Consider the following 23985-nt stretch of genomic DNA (forward strand, 5'->3'; position numbering starts at 1 on the left):
TCGGGTCAATCCGTGCCCGCTACGGATTTCGGTGCAAGCCACGCCGAAATGACGACAACTTAAGGCGGTTAATAAAATACTTGCAACTCGAGAACGTTGCGAGCATATCGGTGCCTCTTCAGGCCGCGGGATGGAGCAGCCTGGTAGCTCGCAAGGCTCATAACCTTGAGGTCGCTGGTTCAAATCCGGCTCCCGCAACCAACTGCCTACGCACGCTGAACAGTCTGGCAGCAAGCGATGTGTCGGCCATGCCAACCCTTGCCCGCCCGGAGCACTCCGGCGTTTGTCCAGCTTGGCAGAAGTCAGTCCAGCGGCTGACTCAATCTGTAACATTGGTGAGCTGCACGTGAAGACCGTACAACAGATTACCAACCTTCCCTGATGCGGGACGCTTAAGAGCCGCTAGCTTCCATGCATGACATCACATCGCGCAAGGGAGGGAGACCATGGAGTTGCGGCAGCGACTTACGATCTATCGCGGAACAAGAAGGTACCTCGCGAAAGCGGTCACTATCGGGCGCCGCCATGATCCTCTCGGCATTCTGATCGCTTTCAAGCCCTTTCGGGCTCCTGGCTGGCGCTACTATGAAGACAAAGACGCCAACACGGTCGTTCTTGCAGGATGGGACCACCCCGAATTCGAGGAGTTCATCGGCGGCTTCCAGGATGCCCCTGTCCGGCACCTGTCGGCATGCGTGACCACCCAGACGGTCTCCACCACCGTCACTAGGGATGCGAGCCAGTCCAAGAGCTACGAAGCCTATCTGAAGTCGCTGGCTCCGGAAGCCATCCTGTTCGATAGCCGGATGGCAACCTGCGCGGCGCCTCAACAGGAGTTGCCGTCATGACTCCCAAACAGCATCGTCGTGCCCGTCTCACCGAGAAACAAGCCGAGATTGAAGCCCATCAGCAAATCGGCCGGGCTGTTTGTGCCCTGCTCAGCCATGCGCCTGCCTACGATCCAGACCGGCAACCGACGAAGAGAGAGGTGAAGGCTCGGCGCTTCGGACTCAAACTTACGGCAGCCTTGATGAAGCAGGTGCCGGAAGATGGCTTTGGTTCTCACTTGCTCGTCGATGCCAGCTCTAAACTCTGGAAGTACAAGCCATTTGCTGGAACGGTCACCGACGAAGATGATGTTCCTTTCTGAGGAGATGGAGTGATGTGGGAACCGCTAACAGCAACTGGTGAGCGGATTCATGGCCTCACCGGTGACCAGCGCGCCGAGGTAGAGCGGGGACAGGCCTGGGCCTACTACATTAACGGAGGGGGCGGCGAGATTGCGCATTTCGACGGCTACAAATGGTATGAAATGGCATGCCGCCATATTGCCGCCGACGAGGAGCGTAGACGCGAGCACTCCGGCCGCGAGGAGGAGCGGAGGCGCGAGCAATCTCGTTAGGTGCAGTCTCGCGTGCTACGCCTTCGCTCGACGGGGAGCGCCCTCCTTAGGCGCTCTTTCAGCTTCCACCAGCGATCGCCTGTCAGGGTTTCGTTTCGCCAACAACGGGAGGTGTTCACCTGCTTACTGCCCCTGCTCAGTGCTCGTCTTCCCTTCCTGCTGGAAATTGTCATCGCGAGCCGCGCGTCCGCCCCTTCTCCGGGGATGATAAACTTTCGGTGGCAAGACACGGATCTCCTGCGAAGCTATGAAATCCAGCAGCACGGATTTGCGTACACAAAGTATGGCGCCGATCCTGAAGAATGGGAGCTGGCAGTTCTCGGCGAGGTAATACACCTTGCGACGATTGCGACCGCGCTCATGGTCGCTCGTGCCGCTAAAAAGGAAGTCGGCAATCGCTTCCGCCCCTTCCAGGATGTCATCCGCGAGATGAAGTTGGTTCTTTTGGGGAGCGGCGCCTGACTGCATGTATCCTCCCAATCTGTGTTTAAGATGTCCTTCGCGGACGCGCAGGACTTCAGAGTTGGGAGTGATCGCTTGTACCTCGCTGACAGCGCTCAAATGCAATGCTGCCAAAAACAGGTAACCCCCTCTGTTGGTATGCTTCATCGGCCAACAAAAGGCCGAGTGAACGGAGGCATTGTCTTTTTTTGGTAGGTGTAAGGCAAACACAAAATGCTGCATCTGCGAAACGTTCCCGATGATTCCTTCGACGGACGATCGTATGCAGATCATCTCGCGCGGATCTTTCACGAACCATTGCGAGACATTCCGGAAGATTCCGATTCCGCGCTCTGATTCCCAAACGTTCTCGATTGCTACGCCTCGATTCCCAATCGTTTCGGTCCTGTTGGTGATGTCATTTCGCTAGCGTGATGCCTCGATCAACCCAAGCGAAAGGAAGTCATCATGAAAGTCGTCACCATCGGAAAGAGACTGGTACCTGTCGAGCAGGTCGCGTTTGTCGAGCCCTTCGACCCGACAGCGAACCCGGAATTTAAACCGGAGAAGGAGTTCAAGGCGCGGCTTGTCCTTCTGAACCGCGACATCGTCCTCACCGAACAGACGGTGCAAGAATTTGCCACCGAGCACGAGCTGCATCTGTTCACCGAGGATAGCGTGGCGGTCAACCGGGCGATCGCCTTCCGGGTCGAGACCTTCGAGCCGACCGAGAGCTTCAATCCAGCGAAGCCTTACAAAACGCGGCTCAAGTGGAAGGATCTCGCGGGTGGGGAGCAGAGCAAGCTCCTGCTCACAGTACCCGAGACCGTCATCTCCGAACTGCTTGAGGCGAAAGCGAAGTTGGTACGAACGCCGAAGCGCCCTTCCAAGAAGCCCGGACGCGGAAGAAGCGGCTCGCGCAGGATGGAAGCGTTCAGCGGTTAGGACCGAATGACAGTATTGAAAGCGGGGCGCCCCTGCCGAGAGATCGGCAGGGGCGCTCTGCTTTGGCCTGCCGTCAGAAGTGGAAGCCGCGGATCGCCATAACACGCCGGATATTTTCGAGGGTACTCAAAGCGTGAAGCCGTTCCACGGTGCCGGGCTCATGCCGCGGCAGGACATGCTCGATTTCGGTCGAGAGCCTGCAAAGCTCATCGCGGGTGAAGTGCATCAGTTCGCTTATTGTCCAAAGTTCCATCTCATCCTCCATCGTTTGACCGCGCCAATCGCGGCCTTGAACGGAGGCCGACGCGACGGAGGAGGTGGGCGCATCCGGAGGGCGGGAGCGAAGCGGACGAGCGCACAGCGCTTGCGCCTTCAAGCCGAGGACGGTGCAACAAGGCCGGAGAAGGACGCGTGGGGCGGTCAGATGGAGTTAGGACAGGTGGAGCGCGGCTGACCGGTGCTGTTCTGGCTGACGCGTTAGTGCTTGCTCCGGCCGGCTGTGAGGTCCGCCATTTCGTGTGCGGGTCTGTCGCGCTAAACTACTGGTTCAGGCGCCATCTATTCTCGTCCAGAACGGAGGGAAGCGATGCCATGGTCATCAAGAACCGTCATCGAGGCCAGGCAACACTTTGTAATGCTGGCGACTGCCCCGGGAGCCAATATCCGGGCGCTTTGTCGCCAGTTCGAAGTCAGTCCCAAGACCGCTTACAAGTTTCTGGCGCGTGTCCGGACGATGGGCTCACAGGGTTATCAAGATCTCTCGCGCCGCCCTCACCGAAGTGCCAGGAGGACTCCGGACACCGTCGAGCGAGATATTCTCAGCGTGCGCGCCGGCCAGCCACAATGGGGCGGACGGCGCATCGCGCGGGAGCTGCGCCAGCGTGGCCTGACGAAGGTGCCGGCGCCCTCGACCATCACGACCGTACTCGCGCGAAACCGCGCGCCCGTGAGCGAGAGCGCTATCAGCACCATCGCAGCGTTCCCAGCGGCGCAGCCTCAGGCGCTCGTCACGACCTGGAGTGCCAGGTTGCCGCAGGTCACTGAGGAAGCCGATCTTCAGTCAATCTTCAAGCATTTGCTGAGCGAGCGGATTCTCGATCGAAGGCGGGCCATGGTGCTGTTGGCGCACTGGCTCGGCATTCGGCAGAGCTTCTTGTGCAGGTTGATCGGTATAAGCCCCGTCACCTGGCGACGATGCCTTCGGGTTTATACCGAATGCGGCGCGGATGCGTTGTTCGCGCCGCGCAGGTGTGCGCGGCGCAAGTTCGACAATGAGGAGATCAGGAGCGCCCTGTTCGAAACGCTCCACCGGGTGCGAATTCGGCATCAATCGCACCACATGGAAAGTTGCCGATCTCAGTCGCGTGCTTACGGAAAAAGGGCAGCCGGCGGGCGAGGACCTTGTCCGCAGGATCATCCGATCATCCGGCTACAAATGGCGGAAAGCCCGCATCGTGCTGACCTCGAATGATCCGGAGTTCGCGCAAAAACTCGACCGGATCAAATGGATACTGGCCAATCTCGCCCCGGATGAGGCCTTCTTCTCCATCGACGAGTTCGGGCCTTTTTCCGTGAAGGATCAGCCGGGCCGTGCGCTCACGGCACCCGGCGAACAACGGCTCGTCCAGCAATGGCAAAAATCGCGTGGGAGGGTAACCCTCACGGCTGCCATTGAACTCTCATCCAATCAGGTCACGCATTTCTATAGCGAGAAGAAGAACACGGCGGAGATGATCCGCATGATGAACGTGCTTCTTGAGAAATATCAGGACCGCCGATGCATCTATCTCTCATGGGACGCCGCCTCCTGGCATATCTCGAAAGAACTCAACGCGGCTGTTGAGGATAACAACAGTCGCATCTTGGGCCCGACGGTTGTCATCGCGCCGCTTCCCGCGCGGGCGCAATTTCTTAACGTCATTGAATCCGTCTTCAGCGGCATGGCGCGGGCCATCATCCACAACAGCAATTATCAGTCGCCGGGCGAGGCAAAGGCTGCGATCGACCGCTACTTTGAGGAAAGGAATGAGCATTTCCGGCTCAATCCGCGCCGGGCCGGCAATAAGATATGGGGCAAGGAGCGGGTGCCTGCCGAATTCTGTCCGTCGAACAACTGCAAGGACCCGCGCCTCGGATAACGTCGGAGATGTTGCATGCGGGGAAAGCGCATTGTCCGGCCCGAAGATGCCGTCTCCTGCTACATCCGTGAGATCAAGGGCTGGGACTGGAGTTACAGCTTCGGCGTGAATGATCCGCGCTACGATGATCGCCCCTATAGCGCCTTTCGGCATATGCAGGTTCGGGCACAGGTGCTGCTGCCTACGAAGGTCAAAGCCAAGGCGGAAATGGCCGAACTAACCTTTATGCCCGATGTGCCGCCATCGCGGATCGAGGCGAAAGCTGAGAAGCATCCTCTCGGAGTCGGCTATCTAGATCTTCGAGCAGGCAGGCTCACCGGAGGTTTCTCGATGACGGCGGATGCTCTCGGGCCCCTTATGCAAATGCTGCTCGCAGGACGTTTCCGGTTTCTCGTGCTTGACGGAGCCACCATGCGTTACGGTAAAGCCCGCATCCGGCACTACCGCTTCGAGGAGAGGATCATTCTGGAAGAGTATCCGGACCATTGAAGGGACGGCGCGTCCCGCTGTTGGGACCAGGCTCTAGGCTCCGCCCCGAGCCGCAAGGTCTCGTCCCTTCGGGTGACGATCCTTCGCGCAAATACTGGTCGAGGGACATCCCGGCCTGATCATTTGTACCGGCGTTCCTCCTGAACTTCGCGGTCACATTTCTCGCAGATCAAGCGGGTGTTAGCAGCCATGTATCCTCGTGATGCTTCGATCCGGTCCAGAACCACATACTTTTCCGGAAGTGGTTCGCGACAACGTGCGCAGCGGCCCTCCTGCTCAACACGTTTCTGGACCTTCAACCTGCGGCGCGCCATCGGCGGGCTGCGCTCATCATAAATCAATTCTTTCGCTATCTTGCGACGGTACGCGAACAGCAGCTCGCTATCCTCACCTGCGAGCGCGGTAAGCCGTTCCCGGATCTCAACGAGCAGCGCACGAGCACGCTCCAGTTCTGCGGGCGTTAGCATCCGGTTTGGCATTACACGTGATCAACAAAAAGAGGCGCGATTCATTCTGATTACATTAGGGGCCCGCAGCCCCCAGGCCGTCAAGGCCGAGCCCCACCAAGAGGTGGGGCGGAAAACGGCAGGCCGTGTAGTCGCCTCGCTTCGCTCGTCTCCGGCCCGCACCAGCCCTGCTCGTTTTCCGGCCTGTGACGGCCAACCCCCGCTCATTGGCGCTGGCCTAGTTCCGGTTGCATGCGCAACCGGCAAACTAGGAGAAGCACGTGAAAGCCGACATCTACCAAAAGATCACCGACCAGATTGTTCAGAAACTGGAGCAAGGCGCCAGGCCATGGCACCAGCCATGGAAGGCGCAGCACGCCGAGGGACGGATCTCGCGGCCCCTGCGCAGTAACGGCATGCCCTACAACGGCATCAATGTTCTGATGCTGTGGTCTGCCGCCATCGAACATGGCTACAGCGCCCCCATCTGGATGACCTTCAAACAGGCCAACGGCCTTGGCGCCCATGTGCGCAAGGGCGAAACCGGAACGCTGGTCGTTTATGCCGACCGCATGATCCGAAAGGACACCAACAAAGAAACCGGCGAAGAATCCGAACGCGCCATTCCCTTCATGAAGGGCTACACGGTATTCAACGTCGAGCAGATCGAAGGACTTCCGGCGCACTATTACGGCGAGCCGCAACAGCCGACCGGTTCCGTTGAGCGAGTGGCTCAAGCCGATGCGTTCTTTGCAGCGACGGGCGCCAATATCGTCCATGGCGGCAGCCGGGCCTGTTATGTGCCCTCGACCGACAACATCCATATGCCCTGCATCGATTTCTTTCAGGATGCCATTTGTTACTACGCAACGCTTGCCCATGAAACCACGCACTGGACCAAACATGAGAAGCGCCTTAACCGTGAGTTTGGCCGCAAGCGCTTCGGCGATGAAGGCTATGCCATGGAAGAGTTGGTCGCGGAGCTTGGCGCGGCATTCCTGTGCGCCGATCTCGGCCTGACGCCGGAGGTGAGGGAGGATCATGCCTCCTATATCGCCTCTTGGATCAAGGTGCTGAAGAACGACAAGCGCGCGATCTTCACGGCTTCGTCCCATGCCCAGCGCGCGGCGGACTTCCTGCACGCGTTTCAGACAAAAAATTCCGCCGCGGCCTGAGCCGCGGCGGCGATTGATCTCCTTTGGTCTGGCCTTATACCAAGCGCGATCTCGCTTTTTGGCCGGGCCTATCAACGAGCGTGACGGGTGGACTGCCCCTGCTCACGGGCACGCATGCCACGGCTTCCATAAGGGCTCGGAAGGTTTCGTCCCGGGCCTGTAATCTGTCGGAGGTCGGGCTTACGCGCAAAGGGTTCAAGTCCGATACCAATCACCTCAAGGCCCTTCCAGCCAAAGTAAGCCGCGATCACGTCCAGAAACCACGAACTGCCGGACGGCAGCACGAGCCAGACTGCGAAGGCGATCGATAGGCCGCCAATTGCGCAAAGAAATACGGCCCTTCCACTCAGGACGGCTAAGCGGACGAAATTGGCGATGCGCGTGATGCTGCTCATGGACCCCTCCTGAAGAACCGGAGCCAGGCTAACGGACGTCGCCCGCTATCGAAATCGGTCTGTTTGGGAATGTTGCGTAATATCGCGTAATCCCGTGAGCAGTATCGCTTTCCTGAGAGGCAGCGAAGTGCGACTTAATCGAACTAGCTCTGGAGTTCGCCGATAAGGCTGAGCATCTTGATCAGCGTCTGTTTGGAATCGCCAAGCTTCTTCGCCAAAATCAAGTCGTTCCTGCCCGACATGCGCAATACCGCTTCGAGGACTTCGTCCGACGTACGCACAAGATCAACCAAGTGTCGACCCGTTGGCCCATTCTTGGCTGAGAACCAGTTCTTCACTGCGCGTTCGTTGGCCTTGGTCAGCGCAACGACTGTTTTAACGGCGGCGTGGGTGTCGCCAAACTCCTTGTGAAGAGCGTCTGCGATCTCTCGCGCAAACTCCGCGCTTCCCAGGTCTGTTGGACCGTTGGGAGGAGAGTTTCCTGAAACGGACTGAATTTTTCGGTCCTTTTTCGGAAGCGACATTCCGGCTCTCCCTTGGGTACGCTGAGCTATCCGCGAGGCTCGACCCGAATTCAGGTTGATCGATGACCGAGTAGCTTTCCGTGCGACGTCCCAAACAAGCAAATGCCGAGGAGCCAACCAAAGACCCGGCACGGGCTGCGCAATATGTGCGCATGTCGACGGACCATCAAAAGTATTCGACGGAGAACCAGAAGGATGCGATCGCAGCCTATGCCGCCAGGCACGGCCTCACGATCGTTCGCACCTATGCTGACGAAGGCCGCAGCGGGCTGCGGATCGAAGGACGGGAGGCCCTCAAGCAACTGATCGAAGATGTCAGAAATCGCCGTACCGACTTTAGCATCGTGCTGGTCTATGACGTGAGCCGCTGGGGCCGCTTCCCCGATGCCGACGAGAGCGCCTACTACGAGTACACCTGCAAGGAAGCGGGCATCCGGGTCCAGTATTGCGCCGAGCAGTTCGAAAACGACGGCAGCCTGTCCTCTACAATAATAAAGAGCATGAAACGGGCGATGGCCGGCGAATACAGCCGGGAACTCTCAGCCAAGGTCTTCGCGGGGCAGTGCCGGCTGATCGGTCTTGGATTCCGGCAGGGCGGCACTCCCGGATATGGTCTCAGGCGGCAATTAATCGACGAACACCGGACGCCGAAAGCCGATCTTGGGCGCGGCGAATACAAGAGCCTGCAAACCGACCGGGTCATCCTAAAGCCGGGACCGCCGCAGGAAGTCGAGCTGGTGCGGCGCATCTACAGATGCTTCGTCCTCCAGCTCAAAACCGAGGCCGAGATCGCCGCCATGCTCAATCTCGAAGGAATTCCGAACGAGTTTGGTCGGCCCTGGACCCGCGGGACAATCCACCAGCTTCTCACCAACGAAAAATATGTGGGCAACAACGTCTATAACCGCGTTTCTTTCAAGCTGAAGCAGGCGCGTGTGATCAATCCGCCGGATATGTGGGTACGCGCCGATCATGTGTTTGATGCAGTGATCGATAGCGACTTCTTTCTTGCCGCGAGGCGCATTATCGAGGAGCGCAGCAAGCGGCTGACTAACGAAGAAATGCTGGAGAGACTAACAATGCTTCTGAAGCAGAAAGGGCACCTTTCCGGTCTTGTTATCGACGAGATGGACGAGATGCCCTCAAGCTCTGTCTACCGAACCCGCTTTGGCAGCCTTATCCGGGCTTACCAGCTCGTCGGATACGATCCCGGGCGCGACTACCAGTATATCGAGACAAACCGTGCGCTCCGGACCATGTTTCCGGACGTTCTTGAGAAAGCGATGGCCGGAATACGCGAGGCGGGTGGGACGGTCGAGTTCGATGAGCTAACGGACATTCTGACGATCAATGGTGAATTTACGGCCTCGATCGTGATTGCCCGCTGCCTGCACACCCCGGCCGGCTTTCTGCGGTGGAAGCTCAGGCTTGATACGAGCCTGCGCCCGGACATTACAATCGCAATCCGCATGGACGGCGAGAACAAGGCGATACTCGACTACTATCTTTTGCCCAGTATCGATATGTCAGCCGATCGGCTCAGGCTTGCGGAGGAGAATGGTATCTACCTGGACGCCTATCGCTTCGATGATCTCGACGCGCTCTTTGGACTTAGCGCGCGCGACGAACTAGGAGTTGCCGCATGAGCGACGAAACGGCTCCGGAAATCATCAAAATTCCCGTAACGGACATCAGGGTTCTCAACCCCCGATCGCGCAACAAGCGGATCTTCGGCGAGCTCGTAACGAGCATCGCCCATCTTGGCCTCAAGAAGCCGATCACGGTTAGCCGCCGTAATGGTCATGGATTTGATCTCGTCTGCGGGCAAGGCCGGCTCGAAGCCTTTATAGCGCTTGGTCAGACGGAGATACCCGCGATTGTCATCGAGGCGTCCGAAGAGGATTGCTTCGTGATGAGCCTCGTCGAAAACCTCGCGCGGCGGCATCATTCTCCTTTGGAGCTGGTCTCTGAGATCGGCAATCTCAAGAAGCGCGGCTATTCGATTGGGCAGATTGCGGCCAAGATCGACTTCAGCACCGAGTATGTCTACGCAATCTGCTCCCTCCTGGAGAATGGTGAGCAACGGCTATTGGCCGCGGTAGACCGAGGGCTCATTCCCCATAGCATTGCCATGGAGATTGCAAAGGCCAAGGACGGCGACGTCCAAAAGGCACTTGCCGAAGCCTATGAGGCTAATGCGATTCCCGGCAATCAGGTCCTCGCAATCCGCAAAATCATCGAACAACGCAACCTGCTCGGCAAGGCAAAGACCCCCACGGGGCCGCGGCAACAGGCAAAGCGCGTAACCTCCGGCGCCCTTGTGCGCGCCTACAAGAAAGAGGCTGATCGGCAGAAACTGCTCGTGAAAAAGGCTGGTCTCGCCCAAGGCCGCCTGCTCTTCGCCGTCAACGCCCTGCGAATGCTGATGGGAGAGGTCCCGTTCGTCAAGCTGTTGCAGGGGGAGGAGTTGCATACACTCCCGAGGCCTATTGCCGAAAGGCTACAAGGTGCAGGAGGACAGTCATGAGCATGGCCGATGTCCGGATAGCCTTTGAGCAGAAGATCATTGTGCTCCCGTTTGATTCGATCCTGCCGCTCAAGCAGATCTCCGACGAGACCAAAAGGCTTGTCCGGTACAAGCGCGTGGCCCAGTCAATTGCGGAAGTCGGATTGATTGAACCGCTGGTCCTGTCGAAGAACCCCGACGAGAACGGGAAGTATCTCCTGCTCGACGGCCACTGGCGGCGCGCGGCTCTCATGGATCGCGGCGAAACGAGCGCCCGCTGCATTCTCGCGGATGACGATGAGACCTTCACCTACAATAAGCGCATCAATCACCTCGCGACGATCCAGGAATACTTCATGATCGTGCGGGCCCTCGCGAGGGGCGTTTCGGAAGAGAAGCTGGCGAAAGCACTAGACGTCAATATCGGTCACATTAAGCGGCGGCGGGCCATGCTGGACGGCATCAGTCCCGAAGTCATCGAGATGCTGAAGGACAAGATGGTCAGCACGGTAACGTTCGATGTCATGCGGAAGATGGGTTTAATGCGGCAGATCGAAGTCGCGGAGCTGATGCTGTCAGCCTCGAACTTCACCGTCGGTTATGCCAGGGCGCTTCTCGCGGCGACCAAGCAAGCCGATCTGGCGAAGCCGGAGAGGGCGAAGCGGATCGATGGCATGACGCCGGAGCAACTGGCGCGCATGGAGCGCGAAATGAGCACGCTTCAGCAGGACTTCAAGGCCGTCGAAGCATCCTATGGCGAGGACGTCCTGCATCTCGTGATTGCTTCAGGCTACATATCGAAACTGATCGCCAACCGGAAGGTCGAGCGCTATCTCGATCAGAACCACCCTGAGATCCTTGAGGAGTTCAAGGCGATCGTTTCAGTGACTTCCCTCGATCATCCAGTCCCGGAGTCCACCGCGCGGTGAGCCGCATAGGTGAAATTGATTCGCCGAATCCTTGAGACGCCCACGAATTATCGCAGTTCTAGGGGCATAAACAGAACTTCATTGACCGGCGCTACCGCCGTGGCAGTGTCGAGGTGAGGGCAGAGAAAGCCTGCCTTCGGGGTGTGATGACCTCCTGTCTAGCGGTATGTAGCGTTGCCGCAAAACGCTGCCTTTCGACCCTATGGGCCGGGAGGCGGCGGCGGAGTTCGTGCGGTGCACGGCCTCCGGATGTCCAAGCCTCGCGGCCAAAGGGCCGTCGCAATCGTCTAGACACGATTCATCAACTCCCGTGCTCGCCAGTGGAAGGTTCTCTTCCCGGTGTCTTTCCGAGCTTTCCGGAAGGGAGTTTTTGTGAAGCGTTGCGTCTGTGTCCTCTCGCTTGTCCTGATCTTGCTCGCACCCGTCGGCGCCGCTGCCGATAAGCAGGTAAACTCGCCGAAAACTGATCCGCTTGGTGGTATGGTCTTCTCAGGTGTCGGCCACTGCTGTGTTGGCATCGGTACCGGATCTCCGGCCGCGCATCTGGACGTCTATCAGGGCGAGCTCAAGGTCGGCTCGTCAGGTGTGGCCTGCTCCGGCGCTAATCCCGGTTCGCTGCGGTACGCCGATAAACACCTGCAACTTTGCGATGGAACGAGCTGGCGAAATGTCAGCCTCGATAAGGCTGAATGAAATGGCCTAACCTCCAGCGCACGTTCGGTGTTCTACTAGTCTTAACCGCTTCTTGTAGCTCCTCGCCTGCATTCGCACAGTTCGCAAGCAGGCCCGGCGTACCTGTCGGGACGGCGGGCAATGCGTGCGACGGCACAAACATTGTGTATGGCTGGCCGGACTCAAATGGCCAAATCCTCAAATGCTCGTCCAACGTCTGGCAGGTGCAAGGCATCACGGCCTCGGCCGGCGGCTCAAACGGCCAGGTGCAGTTCAATAGCGGCGGTGCGCTGGCAGGCAGCAGCAATTTAGTGTGGGACAATACGAATAGCAGACTTGGGATTGGTACCGCAACTCCACTCAACCCGCTCCATGTTTACGCATCCGGTGGGACACAAGGTTCTGTGGCAGTAACAAGCACGATCAACAGTGCATCAAACCCCTCAATTTTGATTTTAGGGCTTGATCCCGGTTACAATACGGGTGGCTCGCAATTTAGCCTCGGCTCGGTTTTATTCGCCGGGCGGAGCAACAGCGGCGCTCTCCCCGCAGCTTCAACCGTTTCAGGCTACTCGGATTATGCGGCAGCAAGCTTGATAGGCGGAGGCTTAATCTTTTCTACCGCGCCCGCCAGTGGCGGCGGCAATAATCCCCTGGAAAGAATGCGCATCGACCATTCCGGCAATGTCGGCATCGGGACGAACAAGCCGCTCAACACACTCGATGTCTCCGGCGGTTCAGTCATTGGCGCGGGTTATGTCGGCACCACTACCGCACCGTCGAACGGCCTTATCGTGCAAGGGAATGTGGGGATTGGAACGCAAACGGCAACATCGATTTTGCATCTGAACGCCGGAGCGCCGGCAATTAACTTTCAGAGCACAACCTATTCGTCTATGCCGAGTATCTCGGTAACCAATCTCGTCAATAGCAATCCAACACTGACTTTTGGATTCCCCTCAGCCGAGGGTGGAAGCAGGGCATTCGATTTTCGTGGCAACGGCAATCATTTGATGGTGCTGGATGCGAATCTGAATGGCTCACTACTGATCGGGGTCAATGGCACGCCGTACCTGAATAACCTTGGGGTCGGTGGAAATGTTGCCATCGGCGCGGGTTACGCGAATACGAATGCCGCACCAAGCAACGGCGTGATCGTGCAGGGGAATGTCGGTGTCGGAACATCGGCACCCTTAAATGCGCTCGACGTGTCCGGCGGTTCGGTCATCGGCACGGGCTATGTCGGCACCACGACCGCGCCCTCCAACGGCCTTATCGTGCAGGGGAATGTCGGGATCGGGACGCAGTCGTCGAGTCAGCCTCTCGATGTATATACAACGTCAACTTCAAATGGGCTCGCTCTAAACGAAAAAACGGCCTTTGCTGGCTACGACAATTGGCTTCGCATTAATTCGAACAACGCATTTACGAATGGCACGTGGACGCCAGCATTATTTCGCTCAGACACGGCACTTCAGTCCGGATCGGCTCAACAAACCTATTTTCCTGCATCCGGCAACAGTTGGATCAACAACGGCAGCAATGTCGGCATCGGGACGGCGACGCCTCAGGCGCTGCTAGACGTCTATTCAACGACCAAAGGCATCTTGCCGCCGCGCATGACGACGGCGCAACGTAATGCGATCAGCTCACCGGTTACGGGCCTCGCCATCTACAACACCGACAATGCCGAACTCGAAACCTATAATGGCGCTGTCTATGGCTGGGAAGCCGTTGGTGCAGGTGCGTTGGATGCCGGAGGCTCGAACGGGCAGGTCCAGTTCAACAACTCCGGCGCCCTCGGCGGCAGCGCCAATCTGTTCTGGGACAATACGAATGGCAGGCTGGGGATTGGGACAAACGCGCCAAACGCGCTAACCGAAATTGCGGGAGGTAATGCGGGCGAAAAGTTGCGCTTCTCCTACAATACTGCTCCGGCGTCATACTATAGCCACGTCGATGCAGGCTTCGATGGCAGCACCGCATCCGCCAACAATCTGACATTTTTTATCAACTACGGCGCGGCGGGAACGAATATCAAGACTCTGTCCTTGCGAGGCGATGGGAGCGCCATCTTCCCCAGCGGCAATGTGGGTATCAGTACGACCAAGCCACTCAACGCGCTCGACGTGTCCGGCGGTTCGGTCATTGGCGCAGGCTATATCGGCACCACCAGCGCACCTACCAACGGTCTCATTGTCCAGGGAAATGTCGGCATCGGCGTCACCAGCACCAGCTATCCGTTGTACGTCATGAGCACAGGCGGGGCGGACGCAATTCGCACCGACGGGCCAATCGTATTCAGTGGCAATCAAAAGATCCGATCCAACACCGGTCTTAGCTTTTACAACGGAACCACAACCCAACCCTATCAGTTCGCTAATGACGCTGCCGTTATGGTCGGATATAGCAGCAACAGCGGAAGTGGGACTTATCCGGCAGGTAATCTGCTCATCAGTGGCAACGTTGGCATCGGCACGACGAACCCGCTGGCGGCGCTTCATCTTTTCGCGGACAGCGCGAGCAACACGACGCCTAACGTCCTTGTAGGCTCGGGCGGAAACGGAAACAACTTCGTTTCGCTTTCCGGCGGTCGCGCCATGTTTGGGTACGACAGCGTCACCGGCGCCCTTGCGCTCACTGCCGGTGGCGGAAAATCAACCGAGTTTTTTGTCAACGGAACGACAGGTACGTTCTTAAGCGGCACACAAGCGGTCACCATTTCATCTAGCGGCAACGTCGGCATCGGGACGACGGCGCCAAGCTCTCCGTTGCAAGTCGAGAACGACACGAACACCAACGGATCGATTATCCTTGCTAAGAATGCAGGAACAGGAACGAATTACACCTCGCAGGTTTCGGTTTCTAGTGATGCCTCTGGCGGCTCGATATTCTCAACATCCTCGACCTATTCCGATGCCGCAACGTTTGATGCCAACCCGGTTGCAAAGGCCTTCTATGTTCGCTCCAGTGCTGCAGCATTAGGCGGCATTCAGCTTTTAGCGACATCGGGTGATATCGTCATGAAGCCCGGCGGTCTAGAGACCATGCGTGTCAAATCTGGAGGCAACGTCGGCATCGGGACGACCGCGCCGGCCGATGTGCTCGAAGTGGTAACGGGCGGCAGCGGAGCCGGAATCAGGATCAGTCGTTCTGGTAATCCGGCCGCCTATACCAGGCTATCCGCCCCGTGGGGCTCGTACACAAGCACGACGCTGAATATCAGTGGAACGGTGATCGCGGATTTCGACGCCAATGGCGGCTTGGCCCTGGGAAACAGCTATGCCGGAGCTCAAGCTCAGGCCCCCAGCAATGGGATCATTGTTCAAGGCAACGTCGGCGTCGGCACAACCGTGCCGCTCTCAACTTTGGACGTGAACGGGTCGATATACAGCCGTGCTGTGAGCACCAGCTCGGCAACGATCAACTGGGCGTCCGGCAATCTGCAAGGCACATCGCAAAGCTGCGGTGCATTCAGCTTCAGCGGGATGCAGGATGGGGGCACCTACACCTTGACTGTTGAGGGCACCACGAGCGCCACATGCTCATTCAGCAACTCGGACTCGCCGACGCTCACATTCAAGATGCCGTCCAACCACGGCTCGACCACGGCCGGGACCATGACGGTTTATCATTTCATGCGAAGGGGCACGAACGTGTTTGTGTCCTGGATTCCGGGCTACTGATGCGGCGTTGCCGCTTCCTGCTTACCGCTCTTCTGCTCCTAATGTTGGCGAGCTGGGGGCGAGCCACATACGCGCAGGTGCCCGACTGGCTTCCTCTGGTTAACTGGTACCGAAATGGATCAACCCTCGATCTCGATTTTTACAACGACCGCTACTGGCTGAACGGCACTAGCTATAGCGGAATCTCAAACTTCATCACGGGTGCGGGCGCGACCTTCACTCGGTCCGGCACTAACAACGTTACTTCGAGCATCCCACCGTTCTATCTCGACAGCAGCCAGGGCCAAGCATTCGTCAGCCGAGCAAGTACGGCCACCTACTTCAACAGCAGTGGCGTATTGTCCACTGCTGCAACGAACACGGCCCGGACCAACTACACCTACAACGGCAGTTCTTGGGTAAACTCCGGAACGCTCATCGAACCGGCGGCGACGAACATTCAGACATCCAGCGGTGACCTCACATCGGCCACTTACTGGAATCCAGTCAATTGCACGGTCGCCACAGGTTCTGTTCTTGGCCCCGATAATAGCACATACCTGGGGCTTATTACGGCCACAGCTACAAACGGTAATCGCGTTCAAAGTACAGGGTCGGGGCTTTCGATCTCGGCCAACACGACCTACACATTCTCGATCTACGCATCGCCGGGCAGTTCGCAATATCTTGGACTCGGTTCCTACTCGAACGGCGGAACGGGCGTATATACTGGCGCGATATTTAATCTCAGTGGGTCGGGCTCAGTTGTCAGCAACAATGGCTATACATCGGCAACCGGCATTACCAAGGTTGGGGCCAACCTTTATCGCGCGTGGATCACCATCAACACAGGCACCGGCAACACTAATACCCAGTTCTGGGCTGGCGTTAGCGATGGCTCGACCTATGCATTGAGCAACTATCCTTCCGCTACTTCCGGCACTATCAACGCCGGCTTTGCACAGGTTGAGACCGGAACCGTTGCAACGAGTTACATTCCCACGACATCCAGCGGCGCCAGCCGCTCCGCCGATGTCTATTCCGTGCCGAATGGCGGTACCTATTTCAACAGCTCCGGCGTGATGAAGAATGCGCCCGCCAATACGGCGCGGCTCGATCATGATCCGAGTGCTTCTTCTCATCCGTCGAAAGGCATTCTGATCGAGGAAGGTCGGACGAACCTTGCGCCATATTCGGCAAATTTCTCGTCGTACTCGATTGGCAATGCAACGCTCACGGCGAACGCGGCAACGTCCCCCGATGGGACTAACGGCGCAACATTGCTCGTGCCTAACACAACATCCTCGGTCACTCATTATGTCAGACTGACAGGAGCGACGCAGACAAACGGTACGACTTACACATTTTCGTTCTACGCGAAACAAGGCGGTTATGCTTACACGTACTCTGGCGTAAACAGTGTCGGCGCGGTCGTGGTCGATCTGACGACCTGCGCCATCACATATAGCGACTCGGGCCCGACTTATTCTGCATCGAGTGTCGGGAACGGCTGGTGCCGGATCGTTGAGACTTATACGTCCAACACTAATCCTCCCGAGATCGATGCGGGGAACAGCTCCTCTGGTGGGGCCGCGACCTTCACCGGCAACGGTACTTCGGGGGTTTACATTTGGGGCGCACAGATTGAAGCGGGCGCCTTTGCTACATCGTACATTCCGACTTCCGGCAGCAGCGTTACCCGGTCTAGCGACAGCTTCGCCATTCCTACGGGCGCTTGGTGGAATGCGACGACAGGAACGTTTCTGTCGTGGAGCTACGGACAGTTAAATACGAACCAGACAAATTATGGCCGCATAGTCGGCGGCGACTATCCAAAGGCGTTCGCAGGCTTTTGGGGGACTCTCGGAGGGGCTAATCCCTGGAATGGCTCCACTCAATACTCGATCAACGGAACTGTCACGGCATCAATGACTACGCCAGTGAAGATGGCATTCGCATGGGACCAGAATTCTACGACAGCGACTTTGGCCATGAGCAGTGCGCAGTACAATTCGACGGCGTGGAACGGCGCGCATAACGTATCGTCGTCCACTTACAGCGGCGACTGGACAACGAACTACATTTATATCGGCGCAGGTGGGTTGAGCGGACAGAATGTAGGTGGCTTTAATCCTGTGAATAGCGGCGTCCTGCGTGTGACATTCTTTCCCACCCGAATGCCGGATGCGGCAATGGCCGACTTCACGCGCTGAAGTCCGTCTGAAACCCGAGAGGAGCATGCGAACGGCTCACAAAGTGAGAAGTCCGACTTTCGCCGGACTTCGTTTCTTGATGCTCACTTCGGATTGTGATCGGCGTAGACGATCAAGCGCCAGCGGATCGAGCCTTGCGCCGCCGTGTGGGTATGATGGCTTTGCGGTGGCAGGATATGCCCCGATGCAATGCCGATCTCACGATGACATCCCATGCAGCGGTAGATCCCGGCATAGGGAGCCGCTGAGCCCGGTGCGTGGTCCTGGTCAAACGCTTCATGCGTCGATTGCGATAGATAGGTTCCATACTTGTAGCTAGCCATTCGACTTTCTTTCGACTGAAGAAAGCCGGACTTGACCTGTCGGTGATGACCGAATGTAATGCCGATGCTGTCAACATCAGCAATTGGCCCGCAGTCCGGCTGGATTGCGCGGGCAATTCGGGGCCGCCAGTCGCAAGCTGGCGGTCCTCCCCGAATCGTCAACTGCAAGTTGACCATGTCTTGATGCGGGCAAGGGTTAATCGCCGCCTTTATCCCAGCTATTCACAGGCACATCCTGTGGAGAACTAAAGAATCCAGCTCTCCGCGGCGGACGCTCGACGTGGGTGGTCATGAAGAAGCGACGGCAGCATCATGTCTGGCAGCATTACCTGAAATCGTGGACGGTTGACGGCCAGATCTATTGCTTGAGAGACGGTATGATATTTGCCACCGGCACGAACAGCGTTGCCGTGGATCGCGACTTTTACAAGCTGCATAAGCTGATTGACGACGACCTCGCCTTGATCAAGATGCTGGCGATTGATGCGGGGCATCCTCTCGCGAAACGTCATCACGAGAACCTGCTCGTAAATCTTGCGGGGCCCGCTCGCTTTCTGGAGGAAAACAGGCACTGGCTTAACAACGTCGAAAAGATCGAGGAACTGCTCGACGTCCATCAGACCAATGCCCTAGAGGACTATCATTCAGGCGTCGAGAATCGATTTTTGCCGCTCCTCGACATGATACTGGCAGGGGACCTTTCATTCTACGAAAGCGATGCTCAGTGTATTACGTTTCTTCACTTCATCTCCATGCAGACTATGCGGACGAAGGGTGTGAAGGAGAGAACGATCGACCGCGTCAAGCTTCACGATGGAAAAGATCTGACGCGGATATGGGACATTATGAGTGCCATGTTCGCATTCAACATCGGCATGACCCTCTATCTTGAGCGGAAGCAACGAAAGCTGATCATGCTCGACAACAATACGGACGTCCCCTTAATTACAGGGGACCAGCCCATCATAAACCTGCACGGCGACGGCGTACGGCCTCCGACCGAGCTCAGTTTCTATTATCCCGTTTCTCCCCGTTCGGCCCTTTTGCTGCCAGAGGTCGATGAGGAGCCCGCCTTCTCGTCCCCCAGCCTGACCGCGGCGCAAGTTGGCGATTTGAATCGGGAAATGCGTCGAGCCAGTCACAGCCAGCTCTTTGGGCAGACCAGGGAGTCGTTGCTTCTTGTGAAGGACTGACGTCGCGAGGACCTGTTAAGGCGCTACGGCCTTTTGAACTGATTGGCCTGAACTTTCACCAAGGTCTTTCACGATCTCTTCGAGCGACTGAACAATCTTGTCCATGTTGTGCTTTCCGATATGGACCGCAGCAACTTTAGGCCTGAGGATCTGCCAGGGTTTTCGCTCCGGCTTGTCTGGCTCCTGAAATCGCTTGTAGGCCTCGTAGGCCAGGATATCCGCCGTCTGCAACGGCATCTGCTCGAGCTTGCCGCCAAACAGCAGTCTAATCGGCACCTTGTTCGGGTTCGCATTCTTGCTAATGAAATCGAATGACGCTTTGGCCTCTTTCTCGTAGCTGTTCTTTTCGTGGACAAATTTGATGGTCTCTTTCTTGTTCGGCTTCAGGAGTTCGAGCAAGGATTGCACCAGCCAATGAAAACAGCTCGTGTAGGGATTGCCGAGAGCCTTCAGAAGTTCTTCCTTGCCTTGGGTGGCCTTGCGAAACTCCTTCTTGTTGAGAGCAATCACCACTCCGGCAATCTTGTTGCCCATGATGACCGGCAGAAGCTTCTTCACGATCTCGTCGCGCTTCTCGCGCGACCAGCCTTCAAATTCACCCTCGCGGTTTGCCGCATCAACAGCGTGGAAAACCTTGATAGGACGTTTCGCCTTTTTCCATTCCCGCGACCATTCGCGCCAGGCTTTCGGTCGGCCGGCGTAGGCGGCGACTGTTACAACATCCGCATCATCGTGGGTCCCGGACTCATCGACATAGACCTTGATCACGGCAGTGCCCCCCCATCCCGTTCGCTTAACGAATATTGGAGGCGTGCAACTTGCAACATCGATTTACCATCGAGGCAACCTTGGGGCTGCAGAGTTACCTCGAAGGTATTATTGTAGTCGCCACGATCGCTCTGTCTGGCCTCGACTAGGAAAGGGTGTCGGAACTGGGATGGCTCGTTCGTCTTGAATCCTGGCTGTACCAACCGGAGTTCTGCGTTCATGGCACCGCGCGCCAACTGGAAAGGCTTCCTGCGTCTCTCCCTCGTGACCTGCCCCGTGGCGCTTTATCCCGCCACCTCCGAGAGCGAGAAGATTTCCTTCAACCAGCTCAACCGCCAAACCGGTCACCGGATCAAATACCTCAAGGTCGACGCCGATACCGGCGACGAAGTCCCTAACGAGGACATCGTGAAGGGCTACGCGCTCGACAAGGACCAGTTCATCGAGGTCTCCAAGGAAGAGCTTGAGAATATCGCGCTTGAATCCACCCGCACCATCGAGATCGACGAGTTTGTTGATCGCAAGGAGATTGACCCTCGCTACCTGATCCGTCCCTACTATCTTCGTCCTGACGGCAAGGTCGGCCATGATGCTTTTGCGGTTATCCGCGAGACCATCCGCGATATGGACAAGGTGGCGATCGGCCGCGTGGTGCTGACGAACCGCGAGCACATCATTGCACTTGAACCGCTGGACAAGGGCCTCGTCGGAAACTTGCTGCGCTATCCTTACGAGGTGCGATCGGAGCAGGAGTATTTTGACGAGATCCAGGACGTCAAAGTGACCAAGGACATGCTCGACCTTGCGAAACATATCGTCAACCAGAAGGCAGGCCGCTTCGAGCCCGAGAAGTTCGAGGATCACTACGAATCTGCGCTCGTTGAGCTCATCAATAGCAAGCGCGCCGGCAAGCCGATCACCCCGAAAGAGCGGCCACGCGGGACCAACGTCGTCGACTTGATGGAAGCTTTGCGCCGCAGTGTCGGCGAGGAGAGGGCGCCCGCAAAAGCGGTGAAGAAGCCCCGCAAGGCTTCAGGCGGCCAGAAGGAAATGCTGATGCCGATCGAAGGCAAGAAGCCGAAGAAGGAAGCGGTGGTAAAGAAGCCATCAGCGCGTCAACGAAAGTCGGCTTAGCGATAATCCTCGTCGGCCCCTCACAGTCCGAGCTCGCCAAGGATACGGTCCCGATGCGCAAGGTGCTGGAGTTGTGTCGCCTTGAACGTCACCAGCAAGTCGAGCGCGTGACCGACCTCGAAGCCGGCGTTTCGCATGCTTTCAATCCGCTGTTCCTGCTCGGCAATGTGCCGTTCGCCTTGGGCAACGTGCCGGTCGGCTTCCGCAAGATGCCGTAGCTGCATTGCGCGGTCCATGGCACAGCCTACGCTGCGGCGCGCTGCGAGTCTCGTTAATTGGCTCCCTTGTCGTTGAAGCCTGACTGTCTTCGGTCAACGGCTTGGGCCAGATTGCCCCATTCCGCCGCCAGCCTCAGCCAATCATCTCGGTCGCGACCGCTGATCGCCCTTTGCTCAAACTGCCGGTATTTTTCCGCCTGCTGGCGGAATCGCTGTGCGTCCGCATCGATCATTGCGGCTGGAATTATGCACAGCCTCGCCGCTGAGGCACTTGGAAATTCGGATGAGAGTCACCCAGGCTCGCCGAGCTTCTGGCTGAGTTTGGTGGACTTCTTCAGGACCGCCTCGCTCTCCGCGAGAGTGCGGTAGCTCTTTTCGAGCGTTTCCAGGTGATAGCGTGTGAAGGCATCTTCCGCCTTCAGTTTGGCTTCGCTGTAGTGCCTGGCCAGTTGGATAAAGTGTTCAACGCTCGTCATGCCCGTGAACCGGGAGAGAGCGGCGGCGTTCCAAAGTCTCGTTTGCGAGCCACGAACTGGCGCTCACGGCCGGTGATTAGTGTCCTCAATCACGTCATCGGCGACCAGCGTGGGTGGCCCCTGAGATCGCCGTCCCAGGAACGTATCTGGTAGCTCGTTGTCCTGGAGAATTTTCATCGACTCCGCGATGCACTGACGTGAAGCTTCCAGCGTGCTCCGAAGATCAGTCGTTCGCTCGATAGATGATCAGACGGGGACGGTTCATGGCCGCCTCTCAGACCAGATGATTGCGCTCCATTCGGTAAATTAGCCCAAACCCTGCCGGAAAAAGCGACGCTCCCGGGAACCTGGAACCACCCTATGGGAACCGTCTTCCCGATCAGGCTTTGTCTTCCCGAGGGAAACGACACCGCGAGGTGGAGGGATGACGCAGCAGCAATCCTTGGAGAATTGCCGCGTTCTCATTATCGAGGATGAATATTTTCTTGGTGACGATCTAGCGAGGGCGCTCCGATCGCTAGGCGCTCACGTGATAGGTCCGGTCCCCGAACTGGACGAGGCCATGGCAGAAGAACATGACGGCTTCGACGTCGCGATTGTCGATATCAACCTGCGTGGCACGTCAGCCTATCCGATTGCGGACAAACTCATGCGACTCGGGAAGCCATTCATTTTTGCGACAGGTTACAGCGCTGACTATCTTCCCGATCGTTTCCACCACATTCATCGATGCGAAAAGCCCTATGAGCTTGAGAATGTCACAGCCGCTCTTGGTGCGCTGTGCGGTCGCGCACATCGAGCATGTGTCGCGGCCTGATTACGATAGGTCGGATGGACACCCCGGACACGCATCGCCAATCGACGAGAGGATGTTGTCGATTGCCGCAACCGCCTCCTCCGGCGAAAGATCGAACGGCGGTTCTTCGCGCGCTATGGCCCGGGCGCGATCATGAGCATGCGGGTCGGCCCTGTCCTTCATCCAGCCGTGCTCTTCGCACTCGCGGATCGCGCCGACCTCAAGAAGGACGCTCCGCGCCCATCCTTCGATGGTGCGTATCGCCGGCCGCCGCGCCTTCATCATCAGCATCGGATCGCTCCTGCCATGCGGGATGAATCCGCATGGTCCGTTTTGCGTTCCGGCGGCCTAGCACAAGGCAGGGATTCGCAAATACAGGAGCTTCCGCTTGTCCACCTGTTCCAGTGGGCTGTGGACGGATCGTCTATTTCTCCAGCCCGACCTCTTCGCGCAATTGGTCGATCAGCTCGGAAGCCTCAGCCTTGGTGAGCTTTTTGTCCGTCGGATCGGGCTTGTGCGCCTGCTCACTCAAGGTCTTCAGGTACGAGGCCTGTGCGCCGGTCATTGGATCATCGCCTGAAACCCAGTCCTCGGGGTCTTTCTGAGTGTTATCGCCCATTTCTTGCCTCCAATCGGTTTGCGGTCCCAACGTTTAACTTGATTTTTTGTTCCGTTTTTGTTCTAATGCCTACATTTCGGTTTTGAGAGGCGGGACATGCCGGACATCGACTTCATCCGGGGTGAAATCGAGCGCATGCGCGCGCAGGTCGGGCGGCAGCGCAAGGAGATCCTTCAGCTTCAGCGCGCCGGCATTGCGACGGCCTCTGCTGAAGCCCTGCTCGGGCGGATGCAGGCGAAAATCGAAAATCTCTGCACCCAGCGCGACGCCCTGAAAAAGCTTCAGCCGGGCCCGGTCAAGGGCAAGGTGCTGGGTGGCCGGAGATGGTGATGCGTGAACCGAAGTATTTTGCAGAAAGCGCCGATCGGCCACCGTTCCTCAAAGCGTTCGCGGAAGTGCGGCGCAGCGGCGTGCATGAGGGCTAGTGCTACCACCATGTGCAGGCGATCATCATGGCGATCGATCAGTATGCAGAAGCCGCGACCGGCAATCGGCAAATTTTTCTGGAATAGGCCGCA

General features: G+C 57.6%; 30 protein-coding genes and 1 tRNA gene. 20 read left to right on the forward strand and 11 right to left on the reverse strand.

All coding sequences use genetic code 11. From position 1 onward, the window contains the following. Positions 1-124: 124 nt before the first annotated feature. From ACVMB0_RS13205 to ACVMB0_RS13220, 4 genes are all read left to right on the forward strand, one after another. A tRNA-Met gene (locus tag ACVMB0_RS13205) sits at positions 125-201 on the forward strand. 245 nt (positions 202-446) lie between these two features. Further along, complete coding sequence (locus ACVMB0_RS13210; protein WP_461346514.1) at positions 447-848, forward strand: hypothetical protein; 402 nt, start codon at positions 447-449, stop codon at positions 846-848. Then, positions 845-1150, forward strand: coding sequence for a hypothetical protein (locus tag ACVMB0_RS13215; RefSeq protein ID WP_461346515.1), 306 nt, complete (start codon positions 845-847; stop codon positions 1148-1150). The genes ACVMB0_RS13210 and ACVMB0_RS13215 overlap by 4 nt, the downstream gene beginning before the upstream one ends. 12 nt (positions 1151-1162) lie before the next feature. After that, the gene (locus ACVMB0_RS13220; protein WP_461346516.1) at positions 1163-1402 is read left to right on the forward strand and encodes a hypothetical protein; all 240 of its coding nucleotides are present in this window, start codon (positions 1163-1165) and stop codon (positions 1400-1402) included. A gap of 123 nt (positions 1403-1525) precedes the next feature. On the opposite strand, the gene ACVMB0_RS13225 is transcribed toward ACVMB0_RS13220, so the two are convergent. Further along, positions 1526-2086: a hypothetical protein gene (locus tag ACVMB0_RS13225; RefSeq protein ID WP_461346517.1), complete on the reverse strand. Its 561-nt coding sequence runs from the start codon at positions 2084-2086 to the stop codon at positions 1526-1528. A gap of 225 nt (positions 2087-2311) precedes the next feature. Between ACVMB0_RS13225 and ACVMB0_RS13230 the strand changes: the two genes are divergently transcribed. Continuing rightward, positions 2312-2788: a hypothetical protein gene (locus tag ACVMB0_RS13230; protein ID WP_461346518.1), complete on the forward strand. Its 477-nt coding sequence runs from the start codon at positions 2312-2314 to the stop codon at positions 2786-2788. Positions 2789-2861: 73 nt separating this feature from the next. Here ACVMB0_RS13230 and ACVMB0_RS13235 read toward each other — a convergent pair whose 3' ends face one another. After that, on the reverse strand, positions 2862-3041 hold the full coding sequence (locus ACVMB0_RS13235; RefSeq protein ID WP_461346519.1) for a hypothetical protein: 180 nt from the start codon (positions 3039-3041) through the stop codon (positions 2862-2864). 333 nt (positions 3042-3374) lie between these two features. Here ACVMB0_RS13235 and ACVMB0_RS13240 point away from each other — a divergent pair, with 333 nt between their 5' ends. The 3 genes from ACVMB0_RS13240 to ACVMB0_RS13250 are packed head-to-tail and all read left to right on the forward strand — an operon-like array spanning position 3375 to position 5415. Then, entirely contained in the window at positions 3375-4259 is an 885-nt protein-coding gene (locus ACVMB0_RS13240) for a helix-turn-helix domain-containing protein (RefSeq protein ID WP_461346520.1), read from the forward strand. Then, positions 4153-4926, forward strand: coding sequence for an IS630 family transposase (locus ACVMB0_RS13245; protein ID WP_461346521.1), 774 nt, complete (start codon positions 4153-4155; stop codon positions 4924-4926). Before ACVMB0_RS13240 ends, ACVMB0_RS13245 begins: the two co-directional genes overlap by 107 nt. 15 nt (positions 4927-4941) lie before the next feature. Then, complete coding sequence (locus ACVMB0_RS13250) at positions 4942-5415, forward strand: hypothetical protein (RefSeq protein ID WP_461346522.1); 474 nt, start codon at positions 4942-4944, stop codon at positions 5413-5415. Positions 5416-5534: 119 nt separating this feature from the next. Here ACVMB0_RS13250 and ACVMB0_RS13255 read toward each other — a convergent pair whose 3' ends face one another. Further along, complete coding sequence (locus tag ACVMB0_RS13255; protein ID WP_461346523.1) at positions 5535-5894, reverse strand: hypothetical protein; 360 nt, start codon at positions 5892-5894, stop codon at positions 5535-5537. A gap of 248 nt (positions 5895-6142) precedes the next feature. Here ACVMB0_RS13255 and ACVMB0_RS13260 point away from each other — a divergent pair, with 248 nt between their 5' ends. Beyond that, positions 6143-7036 (forward strand): ArdC family protein, encoded by an 894-nt coding sequence (locus ACVMB0_RS13260; protein WP_461346524.1) that lies wholly within the window; start codon positions 6143-6145, stop codon positions 7034-7036. A gap of 71 nt (positions 7037-7107) precedes the next feature. Here ACVMB0_RS13260 and ACVMB0_RS13265 read toward each other — a convergent pair whose 3' ends face one another. Both ACVMB0_RS13265 and ACVMB0_RS13270 read right to left on the reverse strand, forming a co-directional pair. Beyond that, positions 7108-7431, reverse strand: a complete 324-nt coding sequence (locus ACVMB0_RS13265) for a hypothetical protein (protein WP_461346525.1) — start codon at positions 7429-7431, stop codon at positions 7108-7110. 143 nt (positions 7432-7574) lie between these two features. Further along, positions 7575-7955: a hypothetical protein gene (locus tag ACVMB0_RS13270; RefSeq protein ID WP_024338924.1), complete on the reverse strand. Its 381-nt coding sequence runs from the start codon at positions 7953-7955 to the stop codon at positions 7575-7577. A gap of 80 nt (positions 7956-8035) precedes the next feature. Here ACVMB0_RS13270 and ACVMB0_RS13275 point away from each other — a divergent pair, with 80 nt between their 5' ends. The 6 genes from ACVMB0_RS13275 to ACVMB0_RS13300 all read left to right on the forward strand — a co-directional run bounded on the left by ACVMB0_RS13275 (position 8036) and on the right by ACVMB0_RS13300 (position 17940). Further along, on the forward strand, positions 8036-9601 hold the full coding sequence (locus tag ACVMB0_RS13275; RefSeq protein WP_461346526.1) for a recombinase family protein: 1566 nt from the start codon (positions 8036-8038) through the stop codon (positions 9599-9601). Beyond that, positions 9598-10482, forward strand: a complete 885-nt coding sequence (locus ACVMB0_RS13280) for a plasmid partitioning protein RepB C-terminal domain-containing protein (protein WP_461346527.1) — start codon at positions 9598-9600, stop codon at positions 10480-10482. Before ACVMB0_RS13275 ends, ACVMB0_RS13280 begins: the two co-directional genes overlap by 4 nt. Then, the gene (locus ACVMB0_RS13285; RefSeq protein WP_461346528.1) at positions 10479-11390 is read left to right on the forward strand and encodes a plasmid partitioning protein RepB C-terminal domain-containing protein; all 912 of its coding nucleotides are present in this window, start codon (positions 10479-10481) and stop codon (positions 11388-11390) included. Before ACVMB0_RS13280 ends, ACVMB0_RS13285 begins: the two co-directional genes overlap by 4 nt. Before the next feature lie 372 nt (positions 11391-11762). Further along, positions 11763-12083, forward strand: coding sequence for a hypothetical protein (locus tag ACVMB0_RS13290; protein WP_461346529.1), 321 nt, complete (start codon positions 11763-11765; stop codon positions 12081-12083). Between the two features lie 203 nt (positions 12084-12286). Beyond that, entirely contained in the window at positions 12287-15748 is a 3462-nt protein-coding gene (locus ACVMB0_RS13295; protein WP_461346530.1) for a beta strand repeat-containing protein, read from the forward strand. A gap of 77 nt (positions 15749-15825) precedes the next feature. After that, entirely contained in the window at positions 15826-17940 is a 2115-nt protein-coding gene (locus tag ACVMB0_RS13300) for a beta strand repeat-containing protein (protein ID WP_461346531.1), read from the forward strand. A gap of 83 nt (positions 17941-18023) precedes the next feature. Here ACVMB0_RS13300 and ACVMB0_RS13305 read toward each other — a convergent pair whose 3' ends face one another. Beyond that, positions 18024-18440 (reverse strand): hypothetical protein, encoded by a 417-nt coding sequence (locus ACVMB0_RS13305; protein ID WP_461346532.1) that lies wholly within the window; start codon positions 18438-18440, stop codon positions 18024-18026. 113 nt (positions 18441-18553) lie between these two features. Here ACVMB0_RS13305 and ACVMB0_RS13310 point away from each other — a divergent pair, with 113 nt between their 5' ends. After that, positions 18554-19456 carry a DUF4238 domain-containing protein gene (locus tag ACVMB0_RS13310; protein WP_461346533.1) on the forward strand — a complete coding sequence of 301 codons (903 nt, stop codon included), beginning with the start codon at positions 18554-18556 and terminating at the stop codon, positions 19454-19456. Between the two features lie 15 nt (positions 19457-19471). Here ACVMB0_RS13310 and ACVMB0_RS13315 read toward each other — a convergent pair whose 3' ends face one another. Beyond that, positions 19472-20224 carry a DUF3800 domain-containing protein gene (locus ACVMB0_RS13315; protein WP_461346534.1) on the reverse strand — a complete coding sequence of 251 codons (753 nt, stop codon included), beginning with the start codon at positions 20222-20224 and terminating at the stop codon, positions 19472-19474. A gap of 219 nt (positions 20225-20443) precedes the next feature. On the opposite strand from ACVMB0_RS13315, the gene ku reads away from it, so the two are divergent. Both ku and ACVMB0_RS13325 read left to right on the forward strand, forming a co-directional pair. Continuing rightward, complete coding sequence (ku, locus tag ACVMB0_RS13320) at positions 20444-21358, forward strand: non-homologous end joining protein Ku (protein WP_461346535.1); 915 nt, start codon at positions 20444-20446, stop codon at positions 21356-21358. A 53-nt stretch (positions 21359-21411) separates the two neighbouring features. Beyond that, the gene (locus tag ACVMB0_RS13325; protein ID WP_461346536.1) at positions 21412-21576 is read left to right on the forward strand and encodes a hypothetical protein; all 165 of its coding nucleotides are present in this window, start codon (positions 21412-21414) and stop codon (positions 21574-21576) included. 53 nt (positions 21577-21629) lie between these two features. Here ACVMB0_RS13325 and ACVMB0_RS13330 read toward each other — a convergent pair whose 3' ends face one another. Then, the gene (locus ACVMB0_RS13330) at positions 21630-21809 is read right to left on the reverse strand and encodes a hypothetical protein (RefSeq protein WP_461346537.1); all 180 of its coding nucleotides are present in this window, start codon (positions 21807-21809) and stop codon (positions 21630-21632) included. Positions 21810-21866: 57 nt separating this feature from the next. Next, positions 21867-22052 (reverse strand): hypothetical protein, encoded by a 186-nt coding sequence (locus ACVMB0_RS13335; RefSeq protein WP_461346538.1) that lies wholly within the window; start codon positions 22050-22052, stop codon positions 21867-21869. Between the two features lie 424 nt (positions 22053-22476). Here ACVMB0_RS13335 and ACVMB0_RS13340 point away from each other — a divergent pair, with 424 nt between their 5' ends. Further along, positions 22477-22869, forward strand: coding sequence for a response regulator (locus tag ACVMB0_RS13340; RefSeq protein ID WP_461346539.1), 393 nt, complete (start codon positions 22477-22479; stop codon positions 22867-22869). Here the strand turns inward: ACVMB0_RS13340 and ACVMB0_RS13345 are convergent, their stop codons facing one another. Both ACVMB0_RS13345 and ACVMB0_RS13350 read right to left on the reverse strand, forming a co-directional pair. Further along, positions 22870-23139 (reverse strand): hypothetical protein, encoded by a 270-nt coding sequence (locus ACVMB0_RS13345; RefSeq protein WP_461346540.1) that lies wholly within the window; start codon positions 23137-23139, stop codon positions 22870-22872. It lies immediately after the preceding gene. A gap of 133 nt (positions 23140-23272) precedes the next feature. Beyond that, positions 23273-23467 carry a DUF3072 domain-containing protein gene (locus ACVMB0_RS13350; protein WP_461346541.1) on the reverse strand — a complete coding sequence of 65 codons (195 nt, stop codon included), beginning with the start codon at positions 23465-23467 and terminating at the stop codon, positions 23273-23275. 96 nt (positions 23468-23563) lie between these two features. Here ACVMB0_RS13350 and ACVMB0_RS13355 point away from each other — a divergent pair, with 96 nt between their 5' ends. After that, entirely contained in the window at positions 23564-23797 is a 234-nt protein-coding gene (locus ACVMB0_RS13355) for a hypothetical protein (protein ID WP_461346542.1), read from the forward strand. Positions 23798-23985 lie beyond the last annotated feature (188 nt).

The sequence above is a fragment of the Bradyrhizobium sp. USDA 4451 genome (assembly GCF_054822585.1).